Origin of the sequence: Flavobacterium profundi (genome assembly GCF_006491645.1) — a bacterium.
GTDB lineage: Bacteria > Bacteroidota > Bacteroidia > Flavobacteriales > Flavobacteriaceae > Flavobacterium > Flavobacterium profundi.
Map to the genome: position 1 here is coordinate 230,980 of NZ_VDCZ01000002.1, position 26,694 is coordinate 257,673.

Sequence of the window (26,694 nt, forward strand, 5' to 3'; positions counted from 1 at the left end):
TGTTTACATTTATCATTTAAAGCATTCCTTTTGTACTTGGCAAAATCATTTTATCTGCATCTCTTTTTACTGCAACTTTAATCGCTTTAGCAAAAGCTTTGAAAATAGCTTCAATCTTATGATGCTCATTGATTCCTTCCGCTTTTATATTTAAATTGGCTTTTGCACCATCTGTAAATGATTTAAAGAAATGATAAAACATTTCTGTAGGCATTTCACCAATTTTTTCACGCTTGAATTGTGCATCCCAAACCAACCAATTTCTCCCTCCAAAATCGATTGCCACTTGTGCCAAACAATCATCCATTGGTAAACAAAAACCATAACGTTCAATACCCAGTTTATTTCCTAAAGCTTTAGCAAAAACTTCTCCTAAAGCGATAGCAGTATCTTCAATGGTATGGTGTTCATCTACTTCTAAATCACCTTTAACTTGAATGTCTAAATCCATTTGCCCATGACGTGCAATTTGATCTAACATATGATCAAAAAAAGCCAAACCAGTTTGAATATTGCTTTTTCCGGTACCATCTAAATTTAATAGGAGTTGAATATCCGTTTCGTTGGTTTTTCTAGAAACAGTAGCTGTCCTTTCTTCTAATTTTAAGAATTCATAGATTTGTTGCCAATCGTTGGTTTCCAATGCAATACAAGTATTTAATTCTTCTTTTTTAACTGAAATTTCATTGGTTCCTAAATGTGTAAAATCATTGATAAAAATGGCTTTTGCACCTAAATTTTTAGCCAACTCAACATCAGTTAATCGATCGCCAATAACATAGGATTTTGCTAAATCATATTCCTCTGAGAAATATTGCGTTAATAAACCAGTTCCAGGTTTACGAGTGGGTGCCTTTTCATAAGGAAAAGTTCTATCAAGAAATACTTGATCAAAAACTACCCCTTCATTAGCATAGGTGTTAATTATAAAATTATGCACGGGCCAAAACGTTTCTTCAGGAAAAGAAGCTGTTCCTAATCCGTCTTGATTGGTAATCATAACCAATTCAAAATCTAATTCTTGAGCAATTTTACTTAGAAAAGGAATGCATTTAGGGTAGAAAATCATTTTTTCAAATGAATCGATTTGTTCATCTGATGTTTCTTTAATTATAGTGCCATCACGATCGATGAATAATACTTTTTTAGACATTTTTTAAATTTTTAAGTAGTTCAATTACTTTTTCGTTTTCTTGAGGCGTACCAATTGAAATGCGCAAACAGCTTCTGCACAAAGAATCATTAGAACGATTTCGAACCACAATTCCGTTTTCTAAAAATTGATTGTATTGAAAAGTAGCGTTATCAACTCTAAACAAGATAAAATTGGTTTCAGACGGAAAAATTTCCGTAACAATCTTGCAACAAACCAATGCTTTCATTACCTTTTCTCTTTCTTGCTTTATTTCTTCAATTTCATAGATATACTTTAAACTTGAAAGTTTTTCGATGGCTAAACTTTGAGAAACACTATTTACATTATAGGGTGGTTTAATCTTTTCTAACACAGCTATAATTTCTGAAGAGGCAAATAACAACCCTAAACGTAATCCAGCCATTCCATAAGCTTTCGACAAGGTTTGTACAATAATTAAATTGTCAAATTCAGCAATGCGTTTTAACCAAGTAGGACGATCAGAAAATTCAATATAGGCCTCATCTATCACAACTAATCCATTAAATTCATTTAAAATCCGTAAAATGCTTTCTTCAGAAAAACTATTTCCTGTAGGATTATTAGGCGAACATAGAAATAGTATTTTGGTATTTTCATTTGCTCTATTTAAAATTGAATTCACATTGGGTTGGAAATCCTCATTTAGAATAATCTTTTTATTTTCAATAGCATTTAAATTTGCCAAGACACCATACATTCCATATGTAGGTGGTAAAGTGATTACATTATCAACATTGGGTTCACAAAAAGCTCTAAACAATAAATCGAGTACTTCGTCACTACCATTACCCACTAAAATATTTTTTGGAGAAACATTTTTAATAGTTGCCAAAACTTCTTTTAAAGCCGTTTGGTGTGGATCAGGATAGCGATTTATTCCATTTTCAAATGGGTTTTCATTGGCATCCAAAAAAATCATTTCCTCACTAGTTGCGTCATTAAATTCATCTCTTGCAGAAGAATAGGGTCGCATAGATTTCACATTTTCTCTAACCAATGCTTCTAAATTTACATTTTTCAATTTAATTGCCATACTATGTTTACTTATGTTTGTTTTTATTTCAGTTGATTTAATCGAAGCGTTACTGCATTTTTATGTGCTTGTAAACCTTCTGCTTCTGCCATTTGTTCAATTGCATTACCAATATTTAGAATTCCTTTTTCAGAAATTTTTTGAAACGTCATTGCCTTTAAAAAACTATCTAAATTGACACCACTGTAACTTTTAGAATAGCCATTTGTTGGTAAGGTATGATTGGTTCCAGAAGCATAATCACCAGCACTTTCAGGTGTGTAATTACCAATAAAAATAGAGCCTGCATTTTCAATATTATTTACAAAATAAGCTTCATTTTTAGCACATATAATAAAATGTTCAGGTCCGTATTCATTAATAAGTGCCAATGCTTCCTCATCTGTTTCTACAAAAAGTAGCTTAGAATTTTGAATAGCAATAGTAGCTATTTCTTTTCTAGGTAATACTTGTAATTGGTTTTCGACTTCTTTTTCTACTTCTAAAAGCATTTTTTTAGAAGTTGTAACCAAAATGACTTGACTGTCTTTTCCATGTTCTGCTTGGCTTAACAAATCGGAAGCTACAAAACTAGGAATAGCCGTTTCATCTGCATAGATTAATAATTCACTTGGTCCAGCTGGCATGTCTATAGCAACGCCTAATTGTGATGCATATTGTTTAGCTATAGTAACAAATTGATTTCCAGGACCAAAAATTTTATACACTTTGGAAATAGATTGGGTACCCAATGTCATTGCTGCAATGGCTTGTATACCGCCAATTTTATAAATTTTATTTACACCACATAATTGCGCAGTAAATAAAATAGCAGGATTAATAGTACCGTTTTTATCAGGTGGTGTGCATAAAATTATCTCTTTACAACCTGCAATTTTAGCTGGAACTGCTAACATAAGTACTGTTGAAAAAAGAGGTGCTGAACCTCCTGGAATGTATAAACCTACTTTTTGTATAGGTCTTTTCTCTTGCCAACACAAAACTCCTTCAGTGGTTTCTACTTCTAACCTAGAAGTTTTTTGAGAATTATGAAATTTTTCAATATTATTTTTTGCTAAGCAAATGGCTTGTTTCAATTCGTCAGAAATTCGATTGGAAGCTTGTTCTATTTCTTCTGATGTAACTTCTAATGATTCTAGAGTAACACCATCAAACAAAGAAGTATATTTAAATAGGGCTTGATCACCTTTTTGCTGTACTTCTTTAAAAATTCCTTTAACCGTTTCTTCCACATCATCAAAAGTTGAAGTGGGTCTTTTTAGAATATTTCCCCATTCATTAGGATTTGGATTGTATATTGTATTCATATTGACTTAATTTTTAATTATAAAACCATTTTTTCAATTGGGCAAACCAAAATGCCTTCCGCTCCAGCTGCTTTAAGTTGATCTATTACTTCCCAAAACGTATCTTCCTCAATTACAGAGTGCAAACTACTCCATCCCGCTTCACTTAGGGGCATTACTGTGGGGCTTTTCAAAACAGGAAGAATTTTAGTTATTACAGGTATTTTTTCATTGGGCACATTCATTAAGATATATTTTGATTTTCTAGAGCGTAATACCGCTTGAATACGGAATTGTAGTTTATCTAGAATTTGTTTCGCTTCTTGAGCAATTTGTGGAGAAACCGCTAAAACTGCTTCACTTTTTAAAATGACTTCCACCTCTTTTAAACCATTTTTAAACAAAGTACTTCCACTTGAAACAATATCAACTATAGCATCTGAAAGACCAATATTTGGTGCAATTTCAACGGAACCAGAAATTTGGTGAAGGTCTACTTCCATACCTTTTGAAGAAAAATAATCAATTACAGTATTCGGATAAGAAGTGGCAACTCTTAAACCATTTAAATCTGAGATTGAGTTGTAATTAAAAGCTTTAGGAACAGCTACAGAAACTTTACATTTTGAAAAGCCTAACTTTTCGGCAACCGAAATATTTTTCCCTTTTTCTACCAAAAGGTTATCGCCTACAATAGCTACATCTACTACTCCATCAATTAAATACTGTGGAATATCCGAATTTCTTAAAAAATAAACTTCTAAAGGAAAATTGGATGCGGTTACCTTTAATTGGTCATTCCCATTATAAATGGAAATACCCGAATCCTTCAATAATTGAATACTGTCATCATAAAGACGACCTGATTTTTGAATGGCAATTTTTAAAATACTCATTGGTTTGTTCTAAAATGTTTGAGTAAATCATATTGCTTTTTGTAAAAAGAAAAAACCCGTTTGATTTACTCAAACGGGTTTATAATTATTTTGGATTACTACAAAATCATCATTGCCTCGCTCGAGCGTGGAAAAAATGATGATGATGATGTAATTGATTTAAAAACATAGATTTGTTTTATTTTTTAACAGTACAAATATAAAAATAAACTTTTTTAAAAAACAAATCTTTTACGTAAAAAATGTTTTTATTTTTTATGTTAAGCCAAATTTACACCAAAAACATGTCCAACTATAGCGGTTAAAACCATAGCAAGAGTTCCCCAAAAAGTAACTCTTAAAACCGCTTTTAAAACATTCGAACCACCTGTTTTTGCAGCTAAAGCTCCTAAAAATGCTAAAAAAAGTATGGCTAAGGCATACAGCCAATATTCCATATTTTTGACCGGTAAAAAAAGAGTTACTAAAAAAGGTAATGCTCCGCCCACAGTAAAAGAAGCCCCAGAAGCTAAAGCTGCTTGTAAAGGTTTAGCTTGACTAATTTCATTAATTCCAAGTTCATCGCGAACATGAGCACCTAATGCATCGTAAGCTGTTAGTTCATGTGCGACTAAAAGCGCAGTTTCTTTTTTGAGTCCTCTAGCTTCATAAATTTCTGCTAGTCGTTGTAATTCAAGTTCTGGCATTTCGATTAATTCTTGTTTTTCTCTTTCAATATCTGCTTTTTCTACATCGGTTTGTGAACTAACAGAAACATATTCTCCTGCAGCCATAGATAAAGCTCCTGCAACTAAGCCTGCTAAAGTTGCTAAAATTACAGGTTCTCTAAACTCGCTTGCAGCCGCAACACCAATTGCAATACTAGAAGTGGATAAAATACCATCATTCGCTCCTAATACAGCTGCACGTAACCAATTGCTTTTATGAATATAATGGTTCTCTAAATAATTTTCTAATTCCTCTTCTTTACTCATATTAGACTGCTTTTACTTATAATAATATATAAATTTAAGAGATTTTAGCGCAAAATCATTAATTAATTTGAAAAATACCTTTTGTAAGCACTTCAGAATTTTGATGTATAAATGAATTGGTCAAAACTTCTGTAAACCTATCGTTTTCAAGACCTGTTTTTACAGCAACTTTTTGGAACTCATATTCAGTTGCTGTTTTTTTGGTAACTAAATATAAAAATTTTTTATCGCCTTCTTCTGAAAAAGATGTTGTGGGTAAGGCTAATGCTTTTTTGTTACCAATTACAATTTTAGCATCTGTAAACATTCCTACAATTAATTTTTTCTTTAATTCTGCGTCTAAATCTCCAAAAACAGGAATGGAACGATCCATTTCGTTAATGGCTCTACCAATCGTTTTAATTTTTGATTTGTAAACAGTTTCCATATTGTCGCCGATAGTAAATTGAATCTCTTGATTTTCAGAAAGCTTTAAAATGTCTTTTTCAAATACCGATAAACTCAACATTAAATTGGAATCATTTACTACTTCTACAATTGTATTTTCTGGAGCAATATAAGCACCAATATTTGCATTTGTGGTGACCACTACTCCATTAATTGGTGAATAAATCGTAACCTGTGAACTCAATTTAGCACGACTAATAGCATTTGGATTAATATTAATTAATTGTAATTTTTCACGTAATGAATTGTAACTACTTACCGCTTGTTGGTAATCACTTTCAGCTTTTAAATAATTTTTTTGAGACGTAATATTTTCTTCGAATAAGGCTTTTTGACGCAGATATTCTGATTTTAAATACGTTAATTGTTCTGAAACTTCAAGATATTCTTTTTGAATATCTATAAATTCAGTATTTTCAATTATAGCTATAGGTTGACCTTTTGAGACTTTCTGACCAATGATAACATTGGAAACTTTTATGTAACCACCTAAAACCGCTGTTATCTTTGCTTTATCTTTAGCTGGAACATCAATTTTTCCTGAAACTTTTAAAATTTCATTAAATTCTTGTTCTTTAGGAGAACCTATTTCCATTTTTGAAGTCTCAAATTGCTCTTTAGAAAGCATAATTTTATTTGAGATTTCGTCTTGAGATACATTTATGTTTTTTTCCTTACAAGAAATTAATGTTATTAAAACTAAAAATGCATATTGTATTTTGTTCATAATCTATTGGTAATTAATAAATTCTATATCTAAAATGGTATTGTTATATTCTAAAATGGCATCTAAATAATCAATTTTGATTTGCAATGCATTTTCTAAACTTTGAATGTACTGAAAGAAATCAATTTCGCCATGTTTGTAACTCATATTGGCCACTTTTAAAATTTCATCGGAAAGCTTTTTGCCTGAAGTTTCATAATAATCAATTGTGGTTTTTATCCCTTCTAATTGATTGTTTTTTTGGGAAATAAATTGGTTTATTTTAATTAATTCGGCTTCTTTTTGTTGGTTCCAACTTTCCTTTTCTAGTTGTAACATTTTTGTTTTTTTAGCATTTCCAGAAAAAAATAATGGAATATTTAAACCTATTTGAAATCCGTAAAGAGCACTTGACAAACCTGTATTTTTACCTTGAAAATATTCGGCTGAAACGGAAGGAAACCAAGCTTGCTTTTGAAATTTTAATTGTAAATTATAATTTATTGTAATACTTTCATAATAAGAATTATAAATGTTTTTATTTGAATTTTTAATTGAAGTATAATTCAATTCGTTTTCATTAACAACAACTAATGAATCCGTTTGTAATAATGCCTGTAAAGAATGGTATGAAGCGTTTTTTTCTTTCTCTATTTTTACTAATTCAGCAGCTATTTTTTGTGATTTTGCTTGTGCTGTAATTTTCTCTAAATAATTAGTTTCACCCAATTCAAATCGTCTATTACTTGCTTTAGAGAAACTTTGGTACAAACTATCTAAATACTGATACAGTTTTTCTCTATTTTGCCAATACACTATTTCGTAATAATTTTGGGAAACTTTACGATTTAGTTTATTTTTTTCAATTTCTAAGACTTTACTTTCAACTTCATAGTCTGATTGTAATTGCTTCTTTTTTGCGAAATACAGTGAAGGGAAATCAAAATTTTGTTGCACACCAAAAACTTTCAAAGGCTGGTTGTTCACCGCTATATTATTTTGATCATAACTATAATAAACAGTAGTTTTATCCAATGTAAATGCCATTGTTCCATTTACTTTTGTCTTTTCTAATTTTAATTCTAAAGCTTTAATCTCTTTATTATTTTGATTGGCTAGTTGAATTAAATTTGATAATTCATCCTTTTTTCCTTGACTTTGAGCTGTGATTCCCAAAAACAGGAATACTAAGATTAAAGTCGTTGATTTCATTTTTTTGAATTTAAATTTATTTGTTTCTTTTTTATCCAATAATTTGAATAAAACAGGCAAAACCAGCATCGTTAATAAAGTTGCAGTGACTAAACCACCAATAACAACAGTCGCAAGTGGTCTTTGAACTTCTGCACCTGCTGAACTTGAAATAGCCATTGGTAAAAACCCCAAAGCAGCTGCTGAAGCCGTTAGTAAAACAGGGCGTAATCTATCGGTTGTTCCTTTTATAATTAATTCATCCAAAGTCAAATTACCTTGATGCAGTTTTAACTCTTTGAAATGCTCAATTAATACAATTCCATTTAAGACAGCAATTCCAAAAAGAGCTATAAACCCAACACCTGCTGAAATACTAAAAGGTAAATCGCGAATCCATAAAAATAAAATTCCTCCAACAGCTGAAAGCGGAATCGCTGAATACACCATTGCCGCTTCTTTTATGGAACCAAAGGCAAAATATAATAAAATGAAAATCAATACTAAAGCAATTGGAACAGCAATCAACAAGCGTCCTTTTGCACTTTCTAAGTTTTTAAATTGACCTCCATATTCGATAGAGTAACCTTCTGGTAAAATCACTTGACTGCTAATGTTATTTTTTATATCCTCAACAACACTTTGTAAGTCTCTATTTCTAACATTTACACCTACTACAACTCTTCTTTTGGTATCATCTCTAGAAATCTTAGCCGGACCTTTACTATATTCTATGGTTGCTAATTCGTGTAACGGAATTTGTTCCCCGTTGGGTAATGAGACAAATAAATTACGTAAATCGTCAATAGAAGCACGTTTATTTTCATTTAAACGAACCACTAAATCAAAACGTTTTTCTCCTTCAAAAACTTGTCCTGCAACTTTTCCTGCAAATCCTAGAGCAATGAAGTTATTCAAATCGGAAATATTTAATCCATAACGTGCAATTTTTGCTCTGTTATAACGAACTGACATTTGTGGCAACCCTTCCGTTTTTTCTACTATAATGTCTGAAGCTCCATTAATATTTCTAATTGCGTTTTCAATTTCGGTTGCTTTTTGGGCCAATATATCTAAATCTTCTCCAAACAATTTAACTGCAATATCCGAACGAGTTCCTGAGATTAATTCGTTAAAACGCATTTCAATGGGTTGGGTAAACTCAATTTCCATATTTGGAATTTTCTTCTCGATTGCTACTTTAATTTTATCAGCTAATTCATCTTTAGAAGGAGCAGAAACCCAATCACTTTGTGGCTTTAACTTCACGATAACATCACTTTCTTCCATGCTCATAGGATCCGTGGGTACTTCTGCTGCGCCAATTCTACTAATTACTTGTTCAACTTCCGGGAAATTATCCAAAATTGTTTTTTCAATTAAAGTTGTGGTTTCAATTGTTTTACTTAGCGATGTTCCTGTCTTTAAAACAGGTTGAATTACAAAATCACCTTCGTCTAATGTTGGGATGAATTCACCTCCCATTGTAGTAAATAATACAATAGTTCCTATTAACAAAATAGAGGCACTAATTAGAACTTTTTTAGTATTTTTTAATACCCATCGAATCACAGGTAAATACCAAGAATTCAATTTATTGATTAATCTATTTGAAAACGAATTTTCTTTTTCTTCTTTAGGCTTTAAAAAAATTGATGAAATAACTGGAACATACGTTAAACAGAATAGCATTGCACCTATTAAAGCAAAACTAAACGTCATTGCCATAGGCTTAAACATTTTTCCTTCGATACCAGATAAAGACAAAATAGGGATAAACACAATTAAGATAATTAATTGACCAAATATGGCAGAGTTCATCATTTTTGTAGCACTTATATGTGTTATTTTATCAATTTCTGCTTGTTTCACCCCTTTTTTTAACTGATTTAAAGCAGCTGATTTTTGTGTAATTTGAAAAGCAATAAATTCAACAATTATTACAGCTCCATCAATTATGATTCCAAAATCAATAGCACCTAAACTCATTAGATTCGCATCTATTCCAAAAATATTCATAAATGAAATGGCAAACAATAAACATAATGGAATTACAGAGGCTACTACTAAACCTGAACGCCAATTACCTAATAGTAAAACCACAACAAAAATTACGATTAAACAACCTAATATTAGATTTTCACCAACTGTAAATGTGGTTTTGCTTACTAATTCACCTCTTTCTAAAAATGGATTGATATAAATTCCTTTTGGCAATGTTTTTTGTAGTTCAGCAACTCGATATTTAACATCCTTTAAAACTTGCTTCGAATTCGCATCTTTAAGCATCATAATTTGTCCCATTACCTTCTCCCCTTGTCCATTCCCTGTAATAGCTCCAAAACGATTGGCATGACCGTATTTAACTTCAGCCAGATCTTTGACATATATAGGAATGCCATTTGTAGTTTTAACTACTATAGTATTAATGTCATCCAAATTTTCAACTTTTCCTTCACCACGAATGAAATAGCTTTCATTTTCTTTCTCAATGTAACCACCACCTGCAATACTATTATTTTTTTCAAGTGCTGAAAATAAATCTGTTATAGTTACATTCATTGCTTTTAAAGTTGATGAATTCACAGCAACTTCATATTGTTTTAAATAACCGCCCCAAGTGTTAATTTCCACTACACCTTTTATTCCAGAAAGATTACGTTTAACGGTCCAATCTTGTATGGTTCTTAAATCGGTAATGGTATATAAATCGGCATATTCTGGTTTTACTTCTAAAGTATATTGATAAATTTCACCTAGACCGGTTGTAATTGGGCCCATTTCTGGTGTACCAAATCCATTTGGTATTTTTTCAGAAGCCGATTTGATTTTTTCTGCAATCAATTGTCTCGGCAAATAAGTTCCCATGGCATCGTCAAAAACGATAGTAACTACAGATATACCAAATTTTGAGACAGAACGAATTTCTACTACACCTGGTAAATTTGCCATTTCTAGTTCTATTGGATACGTAATAAATTGCTCAATATCTTGTGTAGATAGATTTTGTGAAGTTGTGATTACTTGAACTTGATTATTGGTAACATCGGGTACGGCTCCAATTGAGATTTGAAAAACCGAATAGATACCAAAACCTAATACTGCTAAAGTTAAAAGCATAATTATAAGTTTGCTTCTTAAACTAAAGCCAATAATTTTTTCTAACATTTTTAATTAATTAAAGAATAATAATTAGCATTTATTATAAAAAATAAATACAATGAGATAAGCGAAAAGAAATTCGCTTTATAACTAATAAATGTTAGGCTATTTTAGGAGGTAACCAAATTGAAACAACTGAATTGGATTTAAAAAAGCAGTGGTAAAAAAACACTTTACTTCCTTTAAAAAAGACGTCTTTCAGAAGTAATTGAAAAGACACTAAAGGAAAAACAATTAGAATATTAGTGAGGTATCGAAGGTTTTAAAGGGTAAGTCTTGATGCTCTTCAGTATCAGAGGTAACATTTTTGGTATAATGTTCTTTAATAAAATCAAAAAAAGTAACGGTAGTATCTTTTCTTTCTTTTTGATGCTCTTGATAATGAATAATAAGATTGGGAAATTTAAATAATTGTCCTATTGATGTGTTGGCACACAAAAATAGTGAAGCTAACCATAGGACAATTATTCTTTTCATAACATAAAATTGAAAAAATGAATTCTTTTAAAAACCAAATAAAAGTACATTTGGATTAAAATAACTACTTACAAAAATACAGATTAAATGTTATATAAATCTTAAGTTCTACTTAGGATTTTCTGAAGGAAAACTTAATCTAATTTCGGTGCCTTTATTTAGAACACTCTGTACTGTGATTTCTATTTTTAACAAATCACACAACCGTTTTACAATAGACAGGCCTAAACCCGTTCCTTTAATTTCAGGGTGATCCGAAACATCAGAGCGGTAAAAAGAATTGAAAATTTTATCTATATTTTCATTGGAAATGCCTATTCCATTATCTTTAATACTGAATACAATTTGACTTTTTTGTTGCGTTAATGAAAGATAAATAGTACCATTATCATTAGTATATTTAACCGCATTCGAGATTAAATTACTGATAATTATTGATACCAAATAGTGATCGGATGTATAATAATAATCATCTGAAAATAAGGTCTTAATCTGAATTTTTTTGGTTTCAATTTTTTCAGAAAAACGAGCCAAACAATCTAATATTATGGCATTTAAATAAATAGTTTCTTCTTTACTATTTTGTTTTTGGTTTTCAAAACGGGCTAATAATAACAACTGATCTACCATATGATTCAAACGATTCACTTCAGAAATACAAAAGTTAATTTTTGATTCATATTCTTCTTGACTTCTCGATTTTCGTATTAGAACCTCCATAGTTCCTTTAATTACAGCTAAAGGTGTTCGCAGTTCATGAGAAGCATCAGATGTAAATTGTTTCTCTCTTTCTATGGCATTTTCAATTCTATCCAATAAATTATTGATATTTTCAGAAAGAGTATACAATTCGTCTTTGTTATTCGGCAAAGGAATTCGGGTTTGCAGGTTATCTTTGGTAATTTTACTTGAAGTTTCTATAATAGTACTTACCGGTTTAATACTTCTTCCTGCAAAAAAACGGGCAATTAAAAATAGTATGATTAAAATTATAGGAAAAGTGATGAGAAGTATTTCCTTTAAAATTTTTACAATTTCAAAATCTTCTAAAGACATTGCAACAACGAGATAACCTACCACTTTCCCTTTATTTAGAATTGAAGTTTGCGTTTGTCGGAGCGGTATGTTATTAAGAGAAGAATTGATATACTTTCCATTACAATTTTCATCAAATAATTGCAGATGAGAATCGTTTAGGTTGGGTGATTTATCAATAAGTTGCTTGTTATTGTCATAAAATTCAACAAAAACAGGGTTTACTTTAATAGAGTTATGTTCTCTTGCTCTCCATTGGTCCACCTGAATTAAGTGAGTATCATTACTATCTGTAGTTACATCATCGAGATGTTTCAATAATTCATTGGAAATTTCATTATTTACGTGTTGGTTCACACTATAATTGACAATTCCATAAATAAAAATAAACACAATAGCAATTAGGATTGAACTACTGAGAATGTAGTTAAATGCAATTCTGTTTTTAAATGAAAAGGATAAAAAATTAGTCATTTGCTATGTACCCAACACCTCTAATTGTTTTAATTAATTCTTCGTCTTTAGAAAGGTTTAGTTTTTTTCGAATGGCATTCATAAAAACATCGATTACTCCCGTATCATAATCAAAATGGATGTCCCAAACATCTTCAATGATTTTATTTCTTGTACAAACTTTTCCTTTGTTACTAATAAGATACGCTAATAATTCAAATTCTCTTTGGGTTAATGAAACTTCCTTTTTATCAACAAGAACTTGGAATTTATTTTTATCTAGGGAAATATTCCCCAAAGTTAATTTTTCTATAGCATGATTTGAACGAAAATGTACTTTTATGCGTTCCAATAACTCTTCAAAGCTAAACGGTTTCTTGATATAATCATTTGCTCCCGATTTTAAACCTTCTATAGTTTCTTGAACCGTATCTTTAGCCGTTAAAAAGATAATGGGAACGGATTGTCTTTCTTTGCGTATAGCTTTGCACACTTCTATACCACTCATTCCTGGTAACATCCAATCTAAAAGTACTAAATCTACCGAATGCTGCAAAGCTTTTTCAAGTCCTTCTTTTCCATTAGTAGCATAGGAAATAGCATATCCTTCCTCTTCTAAACCTTGTTTTAGAAAATCTATAATTCCTTTTTCATCTTCAATTATAAGAATGTGCATTCGTAAAGTATTATTGTTGGACAAATTTCACTCCAAAGGATATAATATTAGCATCTAAACCATCACTTCTTTTGTAATAATTATATCGTACATCAATATTCTTTAAACCAAATTTCCAAACTTTTGCATTGGTAAAAATATCAGTATAATTCAAACCAAAACCAATTTGATTGGCATTAAAAGTAGATAAGTCATAATCTGAAGTATAATATTCCTCAGTAGAAACATGTTGTTCATAAGGTGCAAAATACTTCGATTGCTGTTGGGTGTAATATCGATACATTGGGAAAACCGTAAATTTATCTGATAATTTTACAGGTAACTCGATATTCATGGTATGTGAGGAAATATCCCAATTATCCGTGTAATACCTATAATACGTTCGAACCACCAATCTTTCGTTAACATAATAATTGAAGCGTGCTCCCATTGGTAATTTAAAACGTGTATCAGGAAGACGTTCAATATCGTCTGCTAATTGAAATTCATTAATAAATGAATCGGCTACATCAGAAAAATAAACCCTTTGATAAGGAGTTGATAATAAACCTTGCTGTTGTAGCACATCTAAAAAGATAGAAAATTGCAGCTTTCTTGTTACAATTTGCGAAAAGCTTAATGATAAAGCAAAAGAGTTTCTATTTTTATTTTCATGAAAAGAAAACTTCGTAGGATTATAAGCTGTATTTCCAGTAATCGTATAATTGTTAAAAATACCACCGTTTAAATTATTTCCATTGGATTTATAATCTTGTAATTCTTTAGGATAAATAGGACTCCAAGTATCCAAATAAACATTGGCAGAAATATTGAATTCGGAGTTTTTATCATTAAATAATTTGGTCAAACCACCTCCAAAACCAAAAGAAGAATAGTCATATTCTACTGAACCGGAAAGATGTGCATTCCAAACGGTATTTCGATCGTCTGAACTATGGCTATAATTAACGACTAAACTCGTTAAAGCATCCGATTGAGAAGCACCCGAAGAAGCTTGCCAAGGACTAGGATTATTAGTATCAAAAGGATTGATATTACTAGACGAAGCAGAGGAATAGGCTGAAATTCCAGCATCCACAGTCAAGATATCATCATCGTTTAACGGAACCGCTACAACAATTGTGGGAGTTACATCTGTTAAATTCTCCGTTCCTTTACCACCAGAAACAGCAGAATGAATTCCATCTTGTTTGTAATAACTTGCTAAAAAGTCCACTTCAACACTCTCTAGAACCCTCTTTTTGTAAGTTACATTTGTAGAATCTTTTTCTTGTGAAAAAGAAAAACTACACGTTAAAAGCAAGGCGATTATTATTTTATGTTTCATACCTTTTTTAATTACATCCACAACCACCACCTGTTTTTCCTCCATTGGCTCCAGCTGCAGCTTCTCTATATACTTGAAAATTAGTCTCAAATCGTTCGCTTAAACGAGCAGCTAATTTCATATCAGGATCGTTAATATATTGTTTATCGTACTCTTTAACTGTATTACAAGAGATTCCTAAACTTGCAAAAACCAATACAATTACTAATTTTTTCATATGATACCTTCTTATTTTAAATTTATTTTGATTGTAAATCAATGTTCTTGGAATAATGTACACCGCCTTTATCATCTATAATAATACATTCGATTCCGTTAATTTGATTGATTAAATTCATTCCCACATCAACACCTAAAACAAAAACACCTGTAGCAAGAGCATCTGCAATTTCAGTTTGTTTGGCAAAAACAGAAACACTAATAATGCCCGAAGCTGGATAACCACTTCTTGGGTCAATGATATGAGAATATCTTTTTCCATTAAAGGTAACATATTTTTCATAACTGCCCGAAGTTTCTACTGCACTATCTATTAAAGGAAAAGTAGCGAAAACTTTTTCTTTATTTAAGGGATTCACTATAGCCACTGTCCAAGGTTCACCATTTATTTGAAAGCCCCAGGTATTAATATCTCCTGAAACATTGACAATTCCAGATGTACAACCTTTACTAATTAGTAAGGCTTTAATTTGATCGGCTATATAACCTTGACCAATACCTCCTAACCCTAATTTCATCCCTTTTTCTTTCAAAAAAATAGTTTTTTCTTCAGGATTTAAGAGGATTTTTTGGTAGCCTACTCGTTCAACTGATTTCTTAATTTCAATTTCTGTTGGCATCTCTTTCATCGAACCATCGAATTTCCAGATTCTATCCATAGAAGCATAGCTAATGTCGAATGCTCCATTGGTAAGTTGTGAAACTTTAATGGATCGTTCTACTAAATTAAAAACTTCTTCATCTACAGCAATCGCTTTAACACCAGCATTTTGATTGACTTTTGAAATTTGTGATGAAGGGATCCAATCCGAAATTAAATGTTCAATTCTTTTTACTTCATTTATTGCCAAATTACAAAATTGTTCTCCATTAATAGAGTCCGTTGCAACGACTGTAATTTCGAATGGACTTCCTAACAAAGAAGCCTTTTTCTTATGGAGTTGCTGTCCAAAAGAAAAAAAAGTTGAAACACAAAAAGCTAGGATTAAATTTTTCATTATTTTTTTAAGGAATGAATCATTTTAATATATTCTTCTGGAGAAACATTTTTAAAACCCATTTTACCTAAAACTTTACCCGTATTATCCAATAAAACAACTAAAGGAAAACTTCCCTCTACATTATATTTTTCAGCAAGAGCTCTGTTATGTTCTGTTTGGGCATCCGATAATTGATTGGCTTTTTTTCGTGGGAAATTGGCTTTTACTAATATCCATTGCGATGCCGCTTCTTTTTGAAAAGCTTCCGATTGCCAAATATTTTTATCTAATCTGATACAAGGAGCGCACCAATCAGAGCCTGAAAAAATAAGGACAATATCTTTATTTTCTTTTTTAGCTAATTCTTTGGCTTCATCAAAATTGTATTTCCAATCTTGCGAAAAACTCATACTTGCAATAAACAAAAACAATACGGTTACAATTTTTTTCATTTCTAAATTATTTTAATACAAATTAAACGATTTTTTAAAATTCTTGTTGCTGTGTCTTTTTTAATTAAGTGAAACTTAAGAATGTTTTAAGTAAAACTTAAGTCAATCTGAAACTGCAAAAACTACTTTTGATTCATAATATTATAGATATGAACAAATACCTTGCCCCTTTTAAAAATCTACTATTCTTTTATTTAATTTTAAATTTTCTTGTTAGAATTATATTACTTTTTCATCCGATTACGCAATCTCATTTTAGCTTTTTATCCTTGCTAAAGATATTCATTTTTGGAACAATATCCGATGTATTTGTGTTTATAATTGCAAGTATTTTCCTATGGATGTATTTACTATTTCTATCCAATTCAAAATTTAAAAAACCATGGGGTTATATTATATTTAGTTGTTATGTCATTTTATTACTGTATATACTTTCGGGTAAATCGATCTTACATGAATATGGTGGGGTTTTACCCGAATTAGGGATTCTATTTGTAGGATTGAAAACTTTATTATTCGGACTTTTGCTTTTCCTACCTCGTTATCGAAAAACCATAAGACTGGTGGTTTTTTCTTTTACATTGTTTCTTTTTATACTTCTCATTTTATTAAATGCAGTAAGTGAATTTTTCTTTTGGAACGAATTTGGAGTACGATATAATTTTATCGCTGTTGATTATTTGGTTTATACCAATACGGTTATTGGAAATATAATGGAATCTTACCCAGTTATTCCCTTATTCACGGTTTTAGGAATTGTAACATTGCTTATCACCTATTATATAACAAAACGCTCTAAAATATATTTGGAAATATTACCAACTTTAAGAAAAAAAATACAACTTACAGGAATTTATCTCTCCGTTTTTCTTATTTCATTATTAGGTATAGTTCAATTAGCAAAACTTGAAAATTCAAAAAATGTATTTACTAACGAACTTCAGGCCAATGGGATTTACAAATTTTATTTGGCTTTTTTGAATAGTGAATTGGATTATAATACGTTTTATAAAACTACTTCAGACGAAAAGGCATTCGCCTTATTAAAAGAACAATTACCAAACATTACTAGTACAACCACCATTCATCAGATTGATAATGATAGTGTAGAAATGAAAAAAAATGTGGTGCTAATTACTATAGAAAGTTTAAGTGCCGAATTTATGCAACTCTATGGAAATACTAAAGAAATAACACCATTTTTAGATTCATTGGCTTTACAGAGTATGACTTTTACCAATTTATATGCTACTGGAAACAGAACGGTAAGAGGATTAGAAGCCGTTACCTTATGTATTCCACCCACTCCAGGAGAAAGTGTCGTAAAAAGAGAAGATAATAAAGACAAGTTTACGACAGGTAGTATATTTAAATCCAAAGGATACGATGTAAAATATTTATATGGTGGAGATGCTTTTTTTGATAATATGCAAGATTTTTTTAGCGGAAATGGATATGATGTAATTGACAAAAGTAGTTTTAAACCAGAAGAAATTACATTTTCAAATGTTTGGGGCGTTTGCGATGAAGATATGGCCAAAAAAGCAATCGAGATTATGAATACGGAAGCGCAAAAAGGAAAACCCTTTTTTAATCATTGGATGACGGTAAGTAATCATAGACCTTTTACTTATCCTGATGGCAAAATTGATATTCCAAACGATACAAAATCAAGAGAAGGTGGCGTCAAATACACAGATTATGCCTTAAAACAATTCTTTACTATGGCTCAAAAACAACCGTGGTTCAATGAAACTATTTTTGTAATTGTTGCTGATCATTGTGCATCGAGTTCAGGCAAAACCGAGCTGCCCATGGATAAATATAGAATTCCCGCCATGATTTATGCTCAGAATACAATCCAACCCAAGATGGTAAATCAATTAATGTCTCAAATTGATATAATGCCTACGCTATTTGGTTTATTACATTTTAAATACCAAAGTAAATTTTATGGTCAAGATGTTTTGCAACCCGATTATAAACCACGTGCATTCATTGCAACCTATGAAGATTTAGGATTGATTAAAAATAACAAACTGACAATTCTTTCACCAGTAAAAAAAACCAAACAGTTTGATTTACAAATACATAAAAATGACCTTATAGATTCAAATTTTCAAATATATTATGATGAAGTACCTAGAAAAATAATGGATGAATCACTTGTTGATGAAGCAATATCGTATTATCAAACTGCTAGTTATTTGTTAAAAAACAAGAAATACGAACGCTTAGAGTAAACCGTTATATTTTCTAACAAACCATTCTGTTGCTAATAAACCGCAAATCAAAAGTAATAGCAATTTCCAATCTATTAAAGGTGTTTTTTTAAGAACTTCTTTTTGTACAGGAAGATAATTTGTGTCCTTGAGTAAAGACTGGATTAAATCTTCTGATTGATTCGGATAAAATAACTTCCCTGATGAATGGCTCGCTAATTGTTCCAAACGCAAACGATCTGGATTGACAAATTGTTTTTCAATGTCAAACTCTAAAATTTCAAAGTTTCCAGAAAAAGTTTTTTTAGAATCTTTTTCAGTAACAATAAAATTATAATTCCCTTTTTTTAGGTTATCAAATTCAACTTTATAATCAATGTTGGATTTTAGAAAATTATATGATTTTTTTTCATTGGTATCTTTATTAGTCAAAAGAATACTCAATTGTGCATTTTCATCCAATTCATAATTTTTATCAAAATATTGTGCAGTTATTTGAAAGGTTTCCCCTTCATTATAATAACTTTTATAATCAACTTCTAGATTCTTTTTTGCAGCATTAGAGGTTAAATATTGCACCCATTTATCTGTAAAAAAATCAAAATCATCAAATGAATTCTTTTTTAAATGTGTTTCTAATCTCCATTTCCAAATATTCTCACCAAAAAGGTAGCCGTTTCTTTGTTTTCCTTTTTCTACAAATGTTAGCAAAGGATTACCTGATGGTATGTTTCGAATTGTAGCTTCTAAAAGTGTAGCTGTATTTCCTTTACTAGTTATCGTTCCAAATTTGTTTTCTAATGAAGAAAAGTTTTCAAAACCGATATTTTCTTGAGCAAACAAGTTAAAACCAGAAATATAAGAAGCAAAATAGTCCTCTTTTTGAGAGGCCATTTTAAAAGAAAAATCATCTTGATATTGCCCTAAAAATGTAAAGTCAGTATGCAAACCTGTAATGGTAAACGTGTTTATTTTAGCCTTTTTATTGGCTTCAAAAATACTTTTAAAAGAAGCATTCGGTTGATAAAAAATCAATACGTTATATTGCTGTAAATCCTTGATTTCATTAGACTTAAGTATACTTACTTTACGTTGTTCATTTGCTTCAATACTACGTTTCAAAGCACTTAAATCTGGGTGAATGATATCAGAAAGTAAAGCAATTTCTGTTCGTTGATCGATAACTTCTATAATGAAATTCTTATAATTATTAGTCTTATTTTTTTCATCTTTTAAAGAACTAATTGAAGCTGTATACTTTTGAATACCAATTTTTGTAGCATCTAAAAGCAAAGAAATAGATTGCGCTTTATTTTGTTGTGAAAAGGATACATTTTTTTTAAAAACAACTTGATCTTGATTTTTAATTGTCAGTATTGAATTTACAGTTTCATTTCCATTATATTGAAGAAAAACTTCAACAGGAAATTTATTTTTAAGAAACGTATATTTATTGGCATTGATTTGATCAATTTTTAAATCAAAGACAGTAGTTGTATCACCTAAAACAATTGGATAAACTTTACTGTTATCCTGAAAACTAAACACATAATCATTCCCTTGTGTTTGATTTCCATCTGTAAAAAGGACAACAGGATAATTGGTATTGCGATATAATTGCTTTAAATTTTTGGCAACATTATCAATTAAAGATTGCTTTCCAGAATAATCAATGGTTCCATTTGCTGTAAAGTCTTTATCGAATGTATACACTTGTACCTCAAATTTTTCATTTAACTTTTGATTTTGGATAAATGTATTGTACGTGTCATTATTTATAACACTCGATAAATTTTTGATAGATTCTGAGTTGTCTATTACAATGGGTAAGGGAGTTTTTACTACTTCATAGGATTTACTTGAAAAAATTGGATTGAGCAATAATAAAAACACACCAAACCAAATTAAAAAACGCATAAAAGCTAAGAATAAATTTACTTTAAGTTTATTCTTAGCTTTATAATAATATTGATAATATGATAAACCAGTAGCTATAAATACTGATAAAATAAGAAGTAAAATAGTACTTGTTGTCATACAAATGTTTTAGAGTTCAGTTTTCAGTTTTTTAATGTTTTATAAAATTCTTTAAAACACTAATTTCTGAACTGCCTAGGTTAGCATACCTCCATCAACATTGATTACCTGTCCTGTTACATAGGCACTCATGTCAGATGCTAAAAACACACATACATTGGCTACATCTTCTGGAGAACCACCTCTTTTCAAAGGAATAGCTTCTCTCCAACCTTTCACAACATCTTCATTTAATTTAGCGGTCATTTCGGTTTCAATAAATCCAGGAGCAATTGCATTACAACGAATATTTCTTGAGCCTAATTCCAAAGCAATCGACTTCGTAAAACCAATCATTCCCGCTTTAGATGCAGCATAATTTGCTTGTCCTGCATTTCCTTTTACTCCTACTACACTACTCATATTAATGATAGAGCCTTTACGGTTTTTAAGCATCGTTTTTTGAACCGCTTTTGTCATGTTGAAAACCGATTTTAAGTTAATTTCAACAACTTTGTCAAAATCTTCCTCACTCATTCGCATCAACAAATTATCTTTTGTAATTCCTGCATTATTGATTAAAATATCAATAGTACCAAAATCAGCCAGTACATTTTCTACTAATTGCTGAGATTCATCAAAATCAGCAGCATTTGACTGATATCCTTTAGCTTTAACTCCTAAAGCAACTAATTCATTTTCTAATTCCTGAGCTGATGAAGCTGAAGAACTATATGTAAAAGCTACATTTACACCATTTTTTGCAAATACTTCAGCAATCCCTTTACCAATACCTCGACTAGCACCAGTGATAATTGCTACTTTACCTTCTAATAATTTCATCTTTGTTTCTTAAAATTTGAAGTCAAATATATTAATAATTTAAAGTTTAAAAAAGAACAATTAAAAATTGTTATCACTTTACGAATTAAACTTTTTTGAAAAAATTGTGTCATACACATACAAACCTATTTAACCTTACAAAATATGAGAGCTATTACAATTTTATTTTTTCTATTGAGTTGCTTATTTATATCTTGTTCCAAAGATACAAATGACACCTATGAATCGATCCCTGAGTATCCCAATGTAAAAGCTACTTTTGGAAATACTATTGATTTGAATAATTTGGAAAACTATGACAACCAATTTGTTCCATCTTATATAACCAAAGATAATAGCATTCTAAATCCAATCTCTAATAAAGGAGCTACTTTAGGAAGAGTTTTATTTTATGACACGAATTTATCTGTAGATCATACCATTGCATGTGCGAGTTGTCATAAACAAGAAAATGCATTTGGAGATAATGCACTTATGGCCAGCAACGGTGTTAACGGAGTTACTGGTAGACATTCGATGCGTTTAATCAACACTCGATTTGCTACCGAAACTAAATTTTTCTGGGACGAAAGAGCAGCAAGTCTAGAAATTCAAACCACAATGCCCATTAAAGATCATGCGGAAATGGGTTTTAGTGGTACCAATGGCGATTTATCTTTTGATGATTTGATTACTAGATTGGAAGGCATTGACTACTATAAAGAACTTTTCACTTTTGTATATGGAAATGAAGAAATCACAGAATCTAAAATACAAAACGCTTTAGCTCAGTTTATTAGAAGTATCCAATCTTTTGATTCTAAATATGATTCCGGAAGAACATTAGTTACTAATGACAACCAACCTTTTCCTAATTTTACCCAAAATGAAAATACAGGTAAAAATTTATTTTTAACACCTCCTCAGTTTGATGGAAATGGATCTCGTATTGGTGGTGGTGTAGGTTGCGCAGGATGTCATAGAGCACCAGAATTTGATATTGATCCTAATTCGCTTAATAACGGTATCACTGGAACCCTAAGTAACACTGGAATTGATATCACCAATACGCGTGCACCTTCTTTACGAGACTTGGTAAAACAAGATGGTACGCTCAATTCAACCTTAATGCATACAGGTAATATTGCTACTTTACAAGCTGCAATTGGGCATTATAATACAATTACTATAGCACCTGGAAATACCAATTTAGATTCCAGATTACGACCAGGTGGCAACGGTCAACAATTAAATATGACAGGAGCAGAAATGAATGCCTTACAATCTTTTCTATTAACTTTGGCAGGTTCAAATGTATATGTAGATTCGAAATGGAGTTCCCCTTTTGAAGAATAATAGCATAAAAAAAGTCCCTAAAAAACGGGACTTTTTTTATTTATAAGAAATTGTTTTATTTAGCCTAAAACTTCTTTCACTTTTTTACCAATTTCTGCAGGAGAATCTACTACGTGTATACCATTTTCTCTCATGATACGTTTTTTAGCTTCAGCAGTATCATCAGCTCCTCCAACAATTGCTCCAGCATGCCCCATTGTTCTTCCTTTAGGAGCAGTCTCACCAGCAATAAAACCTACAACAGGTTTGCGGTTTCCATCAGCTTTTACCCAACGTGCAGCATCCGCTTCTAATTGACCTCCAATTTCTCCAATCATAATGATACATTCAGTTTCTGGATCATTCATTAGTAATTCAACTGCTTCTTTAGTAGTTGTTCCAATAATTGGATCACCACCAATTCCAATAGCTGTTGTAATTCCTAAACCTTGTTTTACAACCTGATCAGCTGCTTCATATGTTAAAGTACCTGATTTAGAAACGATACCTACTTTTCCTTTTTTGAATACAAAACCTGGCATAATACCTACTTTCGCTTCTTCTGGAGTGATTACTCCTGGACAGTTAGGACCAACTAAACGACAGTCTCTTGATTTAATATAATCATAAGCTTTAATCATATCAGCAACAGGAATACCTTCTGTAATACAAATGATAACTTTAATACCTGCATCAGCAGCTTCCATAATAGCATCAGCAGCAAATGCTGGTGGTACAAAAATAATCGATGTATTTGCTCCAGCTTTCTCAACAGCTTCTTGAACTGTGTTAAAAACAGGTTTGTCTAAGTGAGAAGTTCCTCCTTTTCCAGGTGTTACACCACCCACAACATTCGTACCGTATTCAATCATTTGAGAAGCATGAAAGGTTCCTTCACTTCCTGTGAAACCTTGAACAATTATTTTTGAATCTTTATTTACTAAAACACTCATGATATGATTATTATATTATAATTTTTAAATTGTGATGCAAAAGTAAGTTTTTTGTAAAAAAAACAGGAACTTTTTAAGTTTTATTTTTATTAATTTATGCGGGTTGGCTAATTTGATACCCTTTGTACAATTTATCTCCCAAAAATTCCCAAATAACAATAAATCTCGCAATCGGAATTATTTCAGAAGGATTTTCAAATGTAGCAACTTTATGATTGTATTTAATTACAACTTTATGATCTTCTTCAATTAAATGTGTTATTTCAACGATAGAATTGGTATAATTTTGTTTCAATTCGTTTGCCAAATCTAAAATTGCTTGTTTATCAAGTGATAATAAACCATCTGAACTCGACCATTCTAAAAGTACATCATCGTGAAGCAAGTCTTTCAATGCCGAAGCATCTCTAATTCCATCTTCAAGATAAAATTTCTGAATTTGCGCTTTATTTGTCATTTTCTTTTAATTTATCTATAATTTGAGGTATCTTTTTAATATTAGCTAATTGCTTCAATTTCTCACGGGATTCTTCAATAGGAGTACCAAAATACGTTTTACCGCCTTCTATCGACTTGGTAACACCGGTTTGTCCCATAACGACTGCTTTAGAACCAATTGTGATACCGCTAGTAGTACCAACTTGACCCCATAAAGTTACTTCATCTTCAACTACAACACAACCCGCAATACCTGTTTGTGCAGCAATTAAACATTTTTTACCAATTACAGTATCATGCCCTACATGCACTTGATTGTCAATTTTAGTGCCCTCACCTATTGTAGTGTCTCCTGTAACACCTTTATCTATAGTACATAAAGCACCTATACCTACATTGTTTTCGATCACTACTCTACCGCAAGATAACAATTGGTCAAAACCTTCTGGTCTTTTTTTATAATAAAAGGCATCCGCTCCAATAATTGTTCCAGCATGAATAATGACATTATCACCAATGACTGAATTATCGTAAATTGAAACATTAGAATGAATGATACAATTTTTTCCGATAGAAACATTATGTCCAACAAAACAATTTGGTTGAAGAACACTTCCTTCACCTATAGTTGCTGAATTTGAAATGGATACTGAAGCATTTGTAAAAGGTCGGAAATGTTTGGATAAGGTATTGAAATCTCGAAATGGGTCATCAGAAATTAACAACGCTTTCCCTTCAGGACATGCTACTTCTTTATTAATTAAAACGATAGTGGCAGCCGATTCGAGTGCTTTATCATAGTATTTTGGGTGATCCACAAAAACAATATCTCCTTTTTCAACAACATGAATTTCATTCATTCCTAAAACAGGAAAATCTTCAGGACCAATAAAATTGCAATTAATAATCGTTGCAATTTCTTTAAGTGTATGCTTTTTTTGGAATTTCATTTGTAGTGATTAGTTTAAAAGTGAATAGTGAATAGTAGCTACTAAGTACTATTCACTAATTACTAATTACTATTTTTATACACGCTCCATGTATTTACCAGAAGCCGTATCTATTTTAATTTTATCGCCTTCATTGATAAATAAAGGTACATTCACAGTTGCACCTGTTTCAACAGTTGCAGGCTTTGTAGCATTTGTAGCGGTATTCCCTTTTACACCAGGCTCTGTATAAGTCACTTCTAAAACAACTGAAGCTGCCATATCTACTGATAAAGGCATATCTGTTTCTGTATTAATTTGAACCATCACATTTTCTCCTTCTTTTAATAAATCTGGAGCATCTAATACATCTCTATTTAAAGTGATTTGTTCAAATGTTTCATTATTCATAAAGTGAAAGTCATTCCCTTCAGCATATAAATATTGAAAAGTGTGTGTTTCCACTCGTACTACATCAATTTTATGACCTGCAGAAAACGTATTATCTAATACTTTTCCATTTGTTAATGATTTTAATTTGGTTCTAACAAATGCTGGACCTTTACCAGGTTTCACGTGTAAGAACTCGATAATTTTATAAATATCATGATTGTACTTAATACAAAGTCCATTTCTAATATCTGATGTACTTGCCATTTTTATATATTTATTTTGATAATTTTTAAATTGTACTTCCTGTATATCCTTTCATAATTCCTCTAGAAGAATTTCTGATAAACTGAATGATATCGTCTCTTTCTGGAGTTGCTTCCATTTCTGCCTCTATAATACTTAAAGCTTGAGTTGTATTGAAATTTTTCTGATATAAAATACGATATATATCTTGTATTTCTCTTATTTTTTCAGTTGAAAAACCTCTTCTTCTTAATCCAACAGAGTTAATACCTACATAGGATAAAGGCTCTTTTGCTGCTTTTGTATAAGGAGGAACATCTTTTCTAACTAAAGAACCACCAGATACCATGGCATGTTCTCCTACTGATATAAATTGATGAATTGCAGCTAAACCACCAATAATCGCAAAATCACCTATTGTTACGTGTCCTGCTAAAGCTACTCCATTAACAATTATAGCATTGTTTCCAATGTGACAATCATGAGCAATATGAGCCGTAGCCATAATTAAACAATTATCACCAATTTTGGTTTGACCAGATGCAATAGTTCCTCTGTTAATGGTTACACATTCTCTAATCGTGGTATTGTCACCAATGATTACTAGAGAATCCTCTCCTCCAAATTTTAAATCTTGTGGAACTGCTGAAATAATTGCTCCTGGAAAAATATTACAATTTTTACCAATTCTAGCTCCTTCCATAATCGTAACATTAGAACCTATCCAAGTTCCTTCTCCAATTACCACATTATTATGAATCGTTGTAAAAGGATCAATAACTACATTGCGTGCAATTTTAGCTCCTGGATGTACATATGCTAAAGGTTGATTCATCTTTTTTTAATTTAAAA

Annotated in this window: 23 protein-coding genes; 2 read left to right on the forward strand and 21 right to left on the reverse strand. The window is 31.0% G+C overall.

All coding sequences use genetic code 11. The features are described 5' to 3' along the window. Positions 1 to 16: 16 nt before the first annotated feature. From hisB to FHG05_RS03925, 14 genes are all read right to left on the reverse strand, one after another. The gene (gene hisB / locus FHG05_RS03860) at positions 17 to 1,153 is read right to left on the reverse strand and encodes a bifunctional histidinol-phosphatase/imidazoleglycerol-phosphate dehydratase HisB (RefSeq protein ID WP_140996696.1); all 1,137 of its coding nucleotides are present in this window, start codon (positions 1,151 to 1,153) and stop codon (positions 17 to 19) included. Then, complete coding sequence (gene hisC / locus FHG05_RS03865; protein WP_232338048.1) at positions 1,146 to 2,210, reverse strand: histidinol-phosphate transaminase; 1,065 nt, start codon at positions 2,208 to 2,210, stop codon at positions 1,146 to 1,148. Before hisC ends, hisB begins: the two co-directional genes overlap by 8 nt. 23 nt (positions 2,211 to 2,233) lie before the next feature. After that, positions 2,234 to 3,517, reverse strand: coding sequence for a histidinol dehydrogenase (gene hisD, locus FHG05_RS03870; protein WP_140996697.1), 1,284 nt, complete (start codon positions 3,515 to 3,517; stop codon positions 2,234 to 2,236). A gap of 17 nt (positions 3,518 to 3,534) precedes the next feature. Beyond that, on the reverse strand, positions 3,535 to 4,392 hold the full coding sequence (hisG, locus tag FHG05_RS03875; protein ID WP_140996698.1) for an ATP phosphoribosyltransferase: 858 nt from the start codon (positions 4,390 to 4,392) through the stop codon (positions 3,535 to 3,537). 260 nt (positions 4,393 to 4,652) lie between these two features. After that, positions 4,653 to 5,366, reverse strand: a complete 714-nt coding sequence (locus FHG05_RS03880) for a VIT1/CCC1 transporter family protein (protein WP_140996699.1) — start codon at positions 5,364 to 5,366, stop codon at positions 4,653 to 4,655. Between the two features lie 58 nt (positions 5,367 to 5,424). Further along, positions 5,425 to 6,540, reverse strand: coding sequence for an efflux RND transporter periplasmic adaptor subunit (locus FHG05_RS03885; RefSeq protein ID WP_140996700.1), 1,116 nt, complete (start codon positions 6,538 to 6,540; stop codon positions 5,425 to 5,427). A 3-nt stretch (positions 6,541 to 6,543) separates the two neighbouring features. Next, positions 6,544 to 10,878: a CusA/CzcA family heavy metal efflux RND transporter gene (locus FHG05_RS03890; RefSeq protein WP_140996701.1), complete on the reverse strand. Its 4,335-nt coding sequence runs from the start codon at positions 10,876 to 10,878 to the stop codon at positions 6,544 to 6,546. A 228-nt stretch (positions 10,879 to 11,106) separates the two neighbouring features. Next, positions 11,107 to 11,349: a hypothetical protein gene (locus tag FHG05_RS03895; RefSeq protein WP_140996702.1), complete on the reverse strand. Its 243-nt coding sequence runs from the start codon at positions 11,347 to 11,349 to the stop codon at positions 11,107 to 11,109. 108 nt (positions 11,350 to 11,457) lie between these two features. Then, positions 11,458 to 12,858, reverse strand: coding sequence for a sensor histidine kinase (locus FHG05_RS03900; protein WP_140996703.1), 1,401 nt, complete (start codon positions 12,856 to 12,858; stop codon positions 11,458 to 11,460). Beyond that, positions 12,851 to 13,513, reverse strand: coding sequence for a response regulator transcription factor (locus FHG05_RS03905; RefSeq protein ID WP_140996704.1), 663 nt, complete (start codon positions 13,511 to 13,513; stop codon positions 12,851 to 12,853). The genes FHG05_RS03900 and FHG05_RS03905 overlap by 8 nt, the downstream gene beginning before the upstream one ends. Positions 13,514 to 13,523: 10 nt before the next feature. Then, positions 13,524 to 14,840, reverse strand: coding sequence for a DUF3570 domain-containing protein (locus FHG05_RS03910; protein ID WP_140996705.1), 1,317 nt, complete (start codon positions 14,838 to 14,840; stop codon positions 13,524 to 13,526). Between the two features lie 7 nt (positions 14,841 to 14,847). Beyond that, the gene (locus tag FHG05_RS03915) at positions 14,848 to 15,057 is read right to left on the reverse strand and encodes a DUF4266 domain-containing protein (protein ID WP_140996706.1); all 210 of its coding nucleotides are present in this window, start codon (positions 15,055 to 15,057) and stop codon (positions 14,848 to 14,850) included. A 22-nt stretch (positions 15,058 to 15,079) separates the two neighbouring features. Continuing rightward, positions 15,080 to 16,057, reverse strand: coding sequence for an FAD:protein FMN transferase (locus FHG05_RS03920; protein WP_140996707.1), 978 nt, complete (start codon positions 16,055 to 16,057; stop codon positions 15,080 to 15,082). Further along, positions 16,057 to 16,491, reverse strand: a complete 435-nt coding sequence (locus FHG05_RS03925; RefSeq protein ID WP_140996708.1) for a thioredoxin family protein — start codon at positions 16,489 to 16,491, stop codon at positions 16,057 to 16,059. Before FHG05_RS03925 ends, FHG05_RS03920 begins: the two co-directional genes overlap by 1 nt. Before the next feature lie 149 nt (positions 16,492 to 16,640). Here FHG05_RS03925 and FHG05_RS03930 point away from each other — a divergent pair, with 149 nt between their 5' ends. Continuing rightward, positions 16,641 to 18,734: an LTA synthase family protein gene (locus tag FHG05_RS03930; protein ID WP_140996709.1), complete on the forward strand. Its 2,094-nt coding sequence runs from the start codon at positions 16,641 to 16,643 to the stop codon at positions 18,732 to 18,734. On the opposite strand, the gene FHG05_RS03935 is transcribed toward FHG05_RS03930, so the two are convergent. Next, complete coding sequence (locus FHG05_RS03935) at positions 18,726 to 20,750, reverse strand: hypothetical protein (RefSeq protein WP_140996710.1); 2,025 nt, start codon at positions 20,748 to 20,750, stop codon at positions 18,726 to 18,728. The two genes, FHG05_RS03930 and FHG05_RS03935, sit on opposite strands and share 9 nt — an antisense overlap. Before the next feature lie 75 nt (positions 20,751 to 20,825). Then, positions 20,826 to 21,572 (reverse strand): 3-oxoacyl-[acyl-carrier-protein] reductase, encoded by a 747-nt coding sequence (fabG, locus tag FHG05_RS03940; RefSeq protein ID WP_140996711.1) that lies wholly within the window; start codon positions 21,570 to 21,572, stop codon positions 20,826 to 20,828. A gap of 144 nt (positions 21,573 to 21,716) precedes the next feature. Here fabG and FHG05_RS03945 point away from each other — a divergent pair, with 144 nt between their 5' ends. After that, positions 21,717 to 22,907, forward strand: coding sequence for a cytochrome-c peroxidase (locus FHG05_RS03945; protein WP_140996712.1), 1,191 nt, complete (start codon positions 21,717 to 21,719; stop codon positions 22,905 to 22,907). 59 nt (positions 22,908 to 22,966) lie between these two features. Here the strand turns inward: FHG05_RS03945 and sucD are convergent, their stop codons facing one another. The 5 genes from sucD to lpxA all read right to left on the reverse strand — a co-directional run bounded on the left by sucD (position 22,967) and on the right by lpxA (position 26,677). After that, entirely contained in the window at positions 22,967 to 23,839 is an 873-nt protein-coding gene (gene sucD, locus FHG05_RS03950) for a succinate--CoA ligase subunit alpha (RefSeq protein ID WP_140996713.1), read from the reverse strand. 94 nt (positions 23,840 to 23,933) lie between these two features. Continuing rightward, positions 23,934 to 24,296: a nuclear transport factor 2-like protein gene (locus FHG05_RS03955; protein WP_140996714.1), complete on the reverse strand. Its 363-nt coding sequence runs from the start codon at positions 24,294 to 24,296 to the stop codon at positions 23,934 to 23,936. Then, the gene (locus tag FHG05_RS03960; RefSeq protein WP_140996715.1) at positions 24,286 to 25,227 is read right to left on the reverse strand and encodes a UDP-3-O-(3-hydroxymyristoyl)glucosamine N-acyltransferase; all 942 of its coding nucleotides are present in this window, start codon (positions 25,225 to 25,227) and stop codon (positions 24,286 to 24,288) included. The genes FHG05_RS03955 and FHG05_RS03960 overlap by 11 nt, the downstream gene beginning before the upstream one ends. Before the next feature lie 75 nt (positions 25,228 to 25,302). Continuing rightward, positions 25,303 to 25,863, reverse strand: a complete 561-nt coding sequence (efp, locus tag FHG05_RS03965; protein WP_140996716.1) for an elongation factor P — start codon at positions 25,861 to 25,863, stop codon at positions 25,303 to 25,305. Between the two features lie 25 nt (positions 25,864 to 25,888). After that, on the reverse strand, positions 25,889 to 26,677 hold the full coding sequence (lpxA, locus tag FHG05_RS03970; RefSeq protein WP_140996717.1) for an acyl-ACP--UDP-N-acetylglucosamine O-acyltransferase: 789 nt from the start codon (positions 26,675 to 26,677) through the stop codon (positions 25,889 to 25,891). Positions 26,678 to 26,694 lie beyond the last annotated feature (17 nt).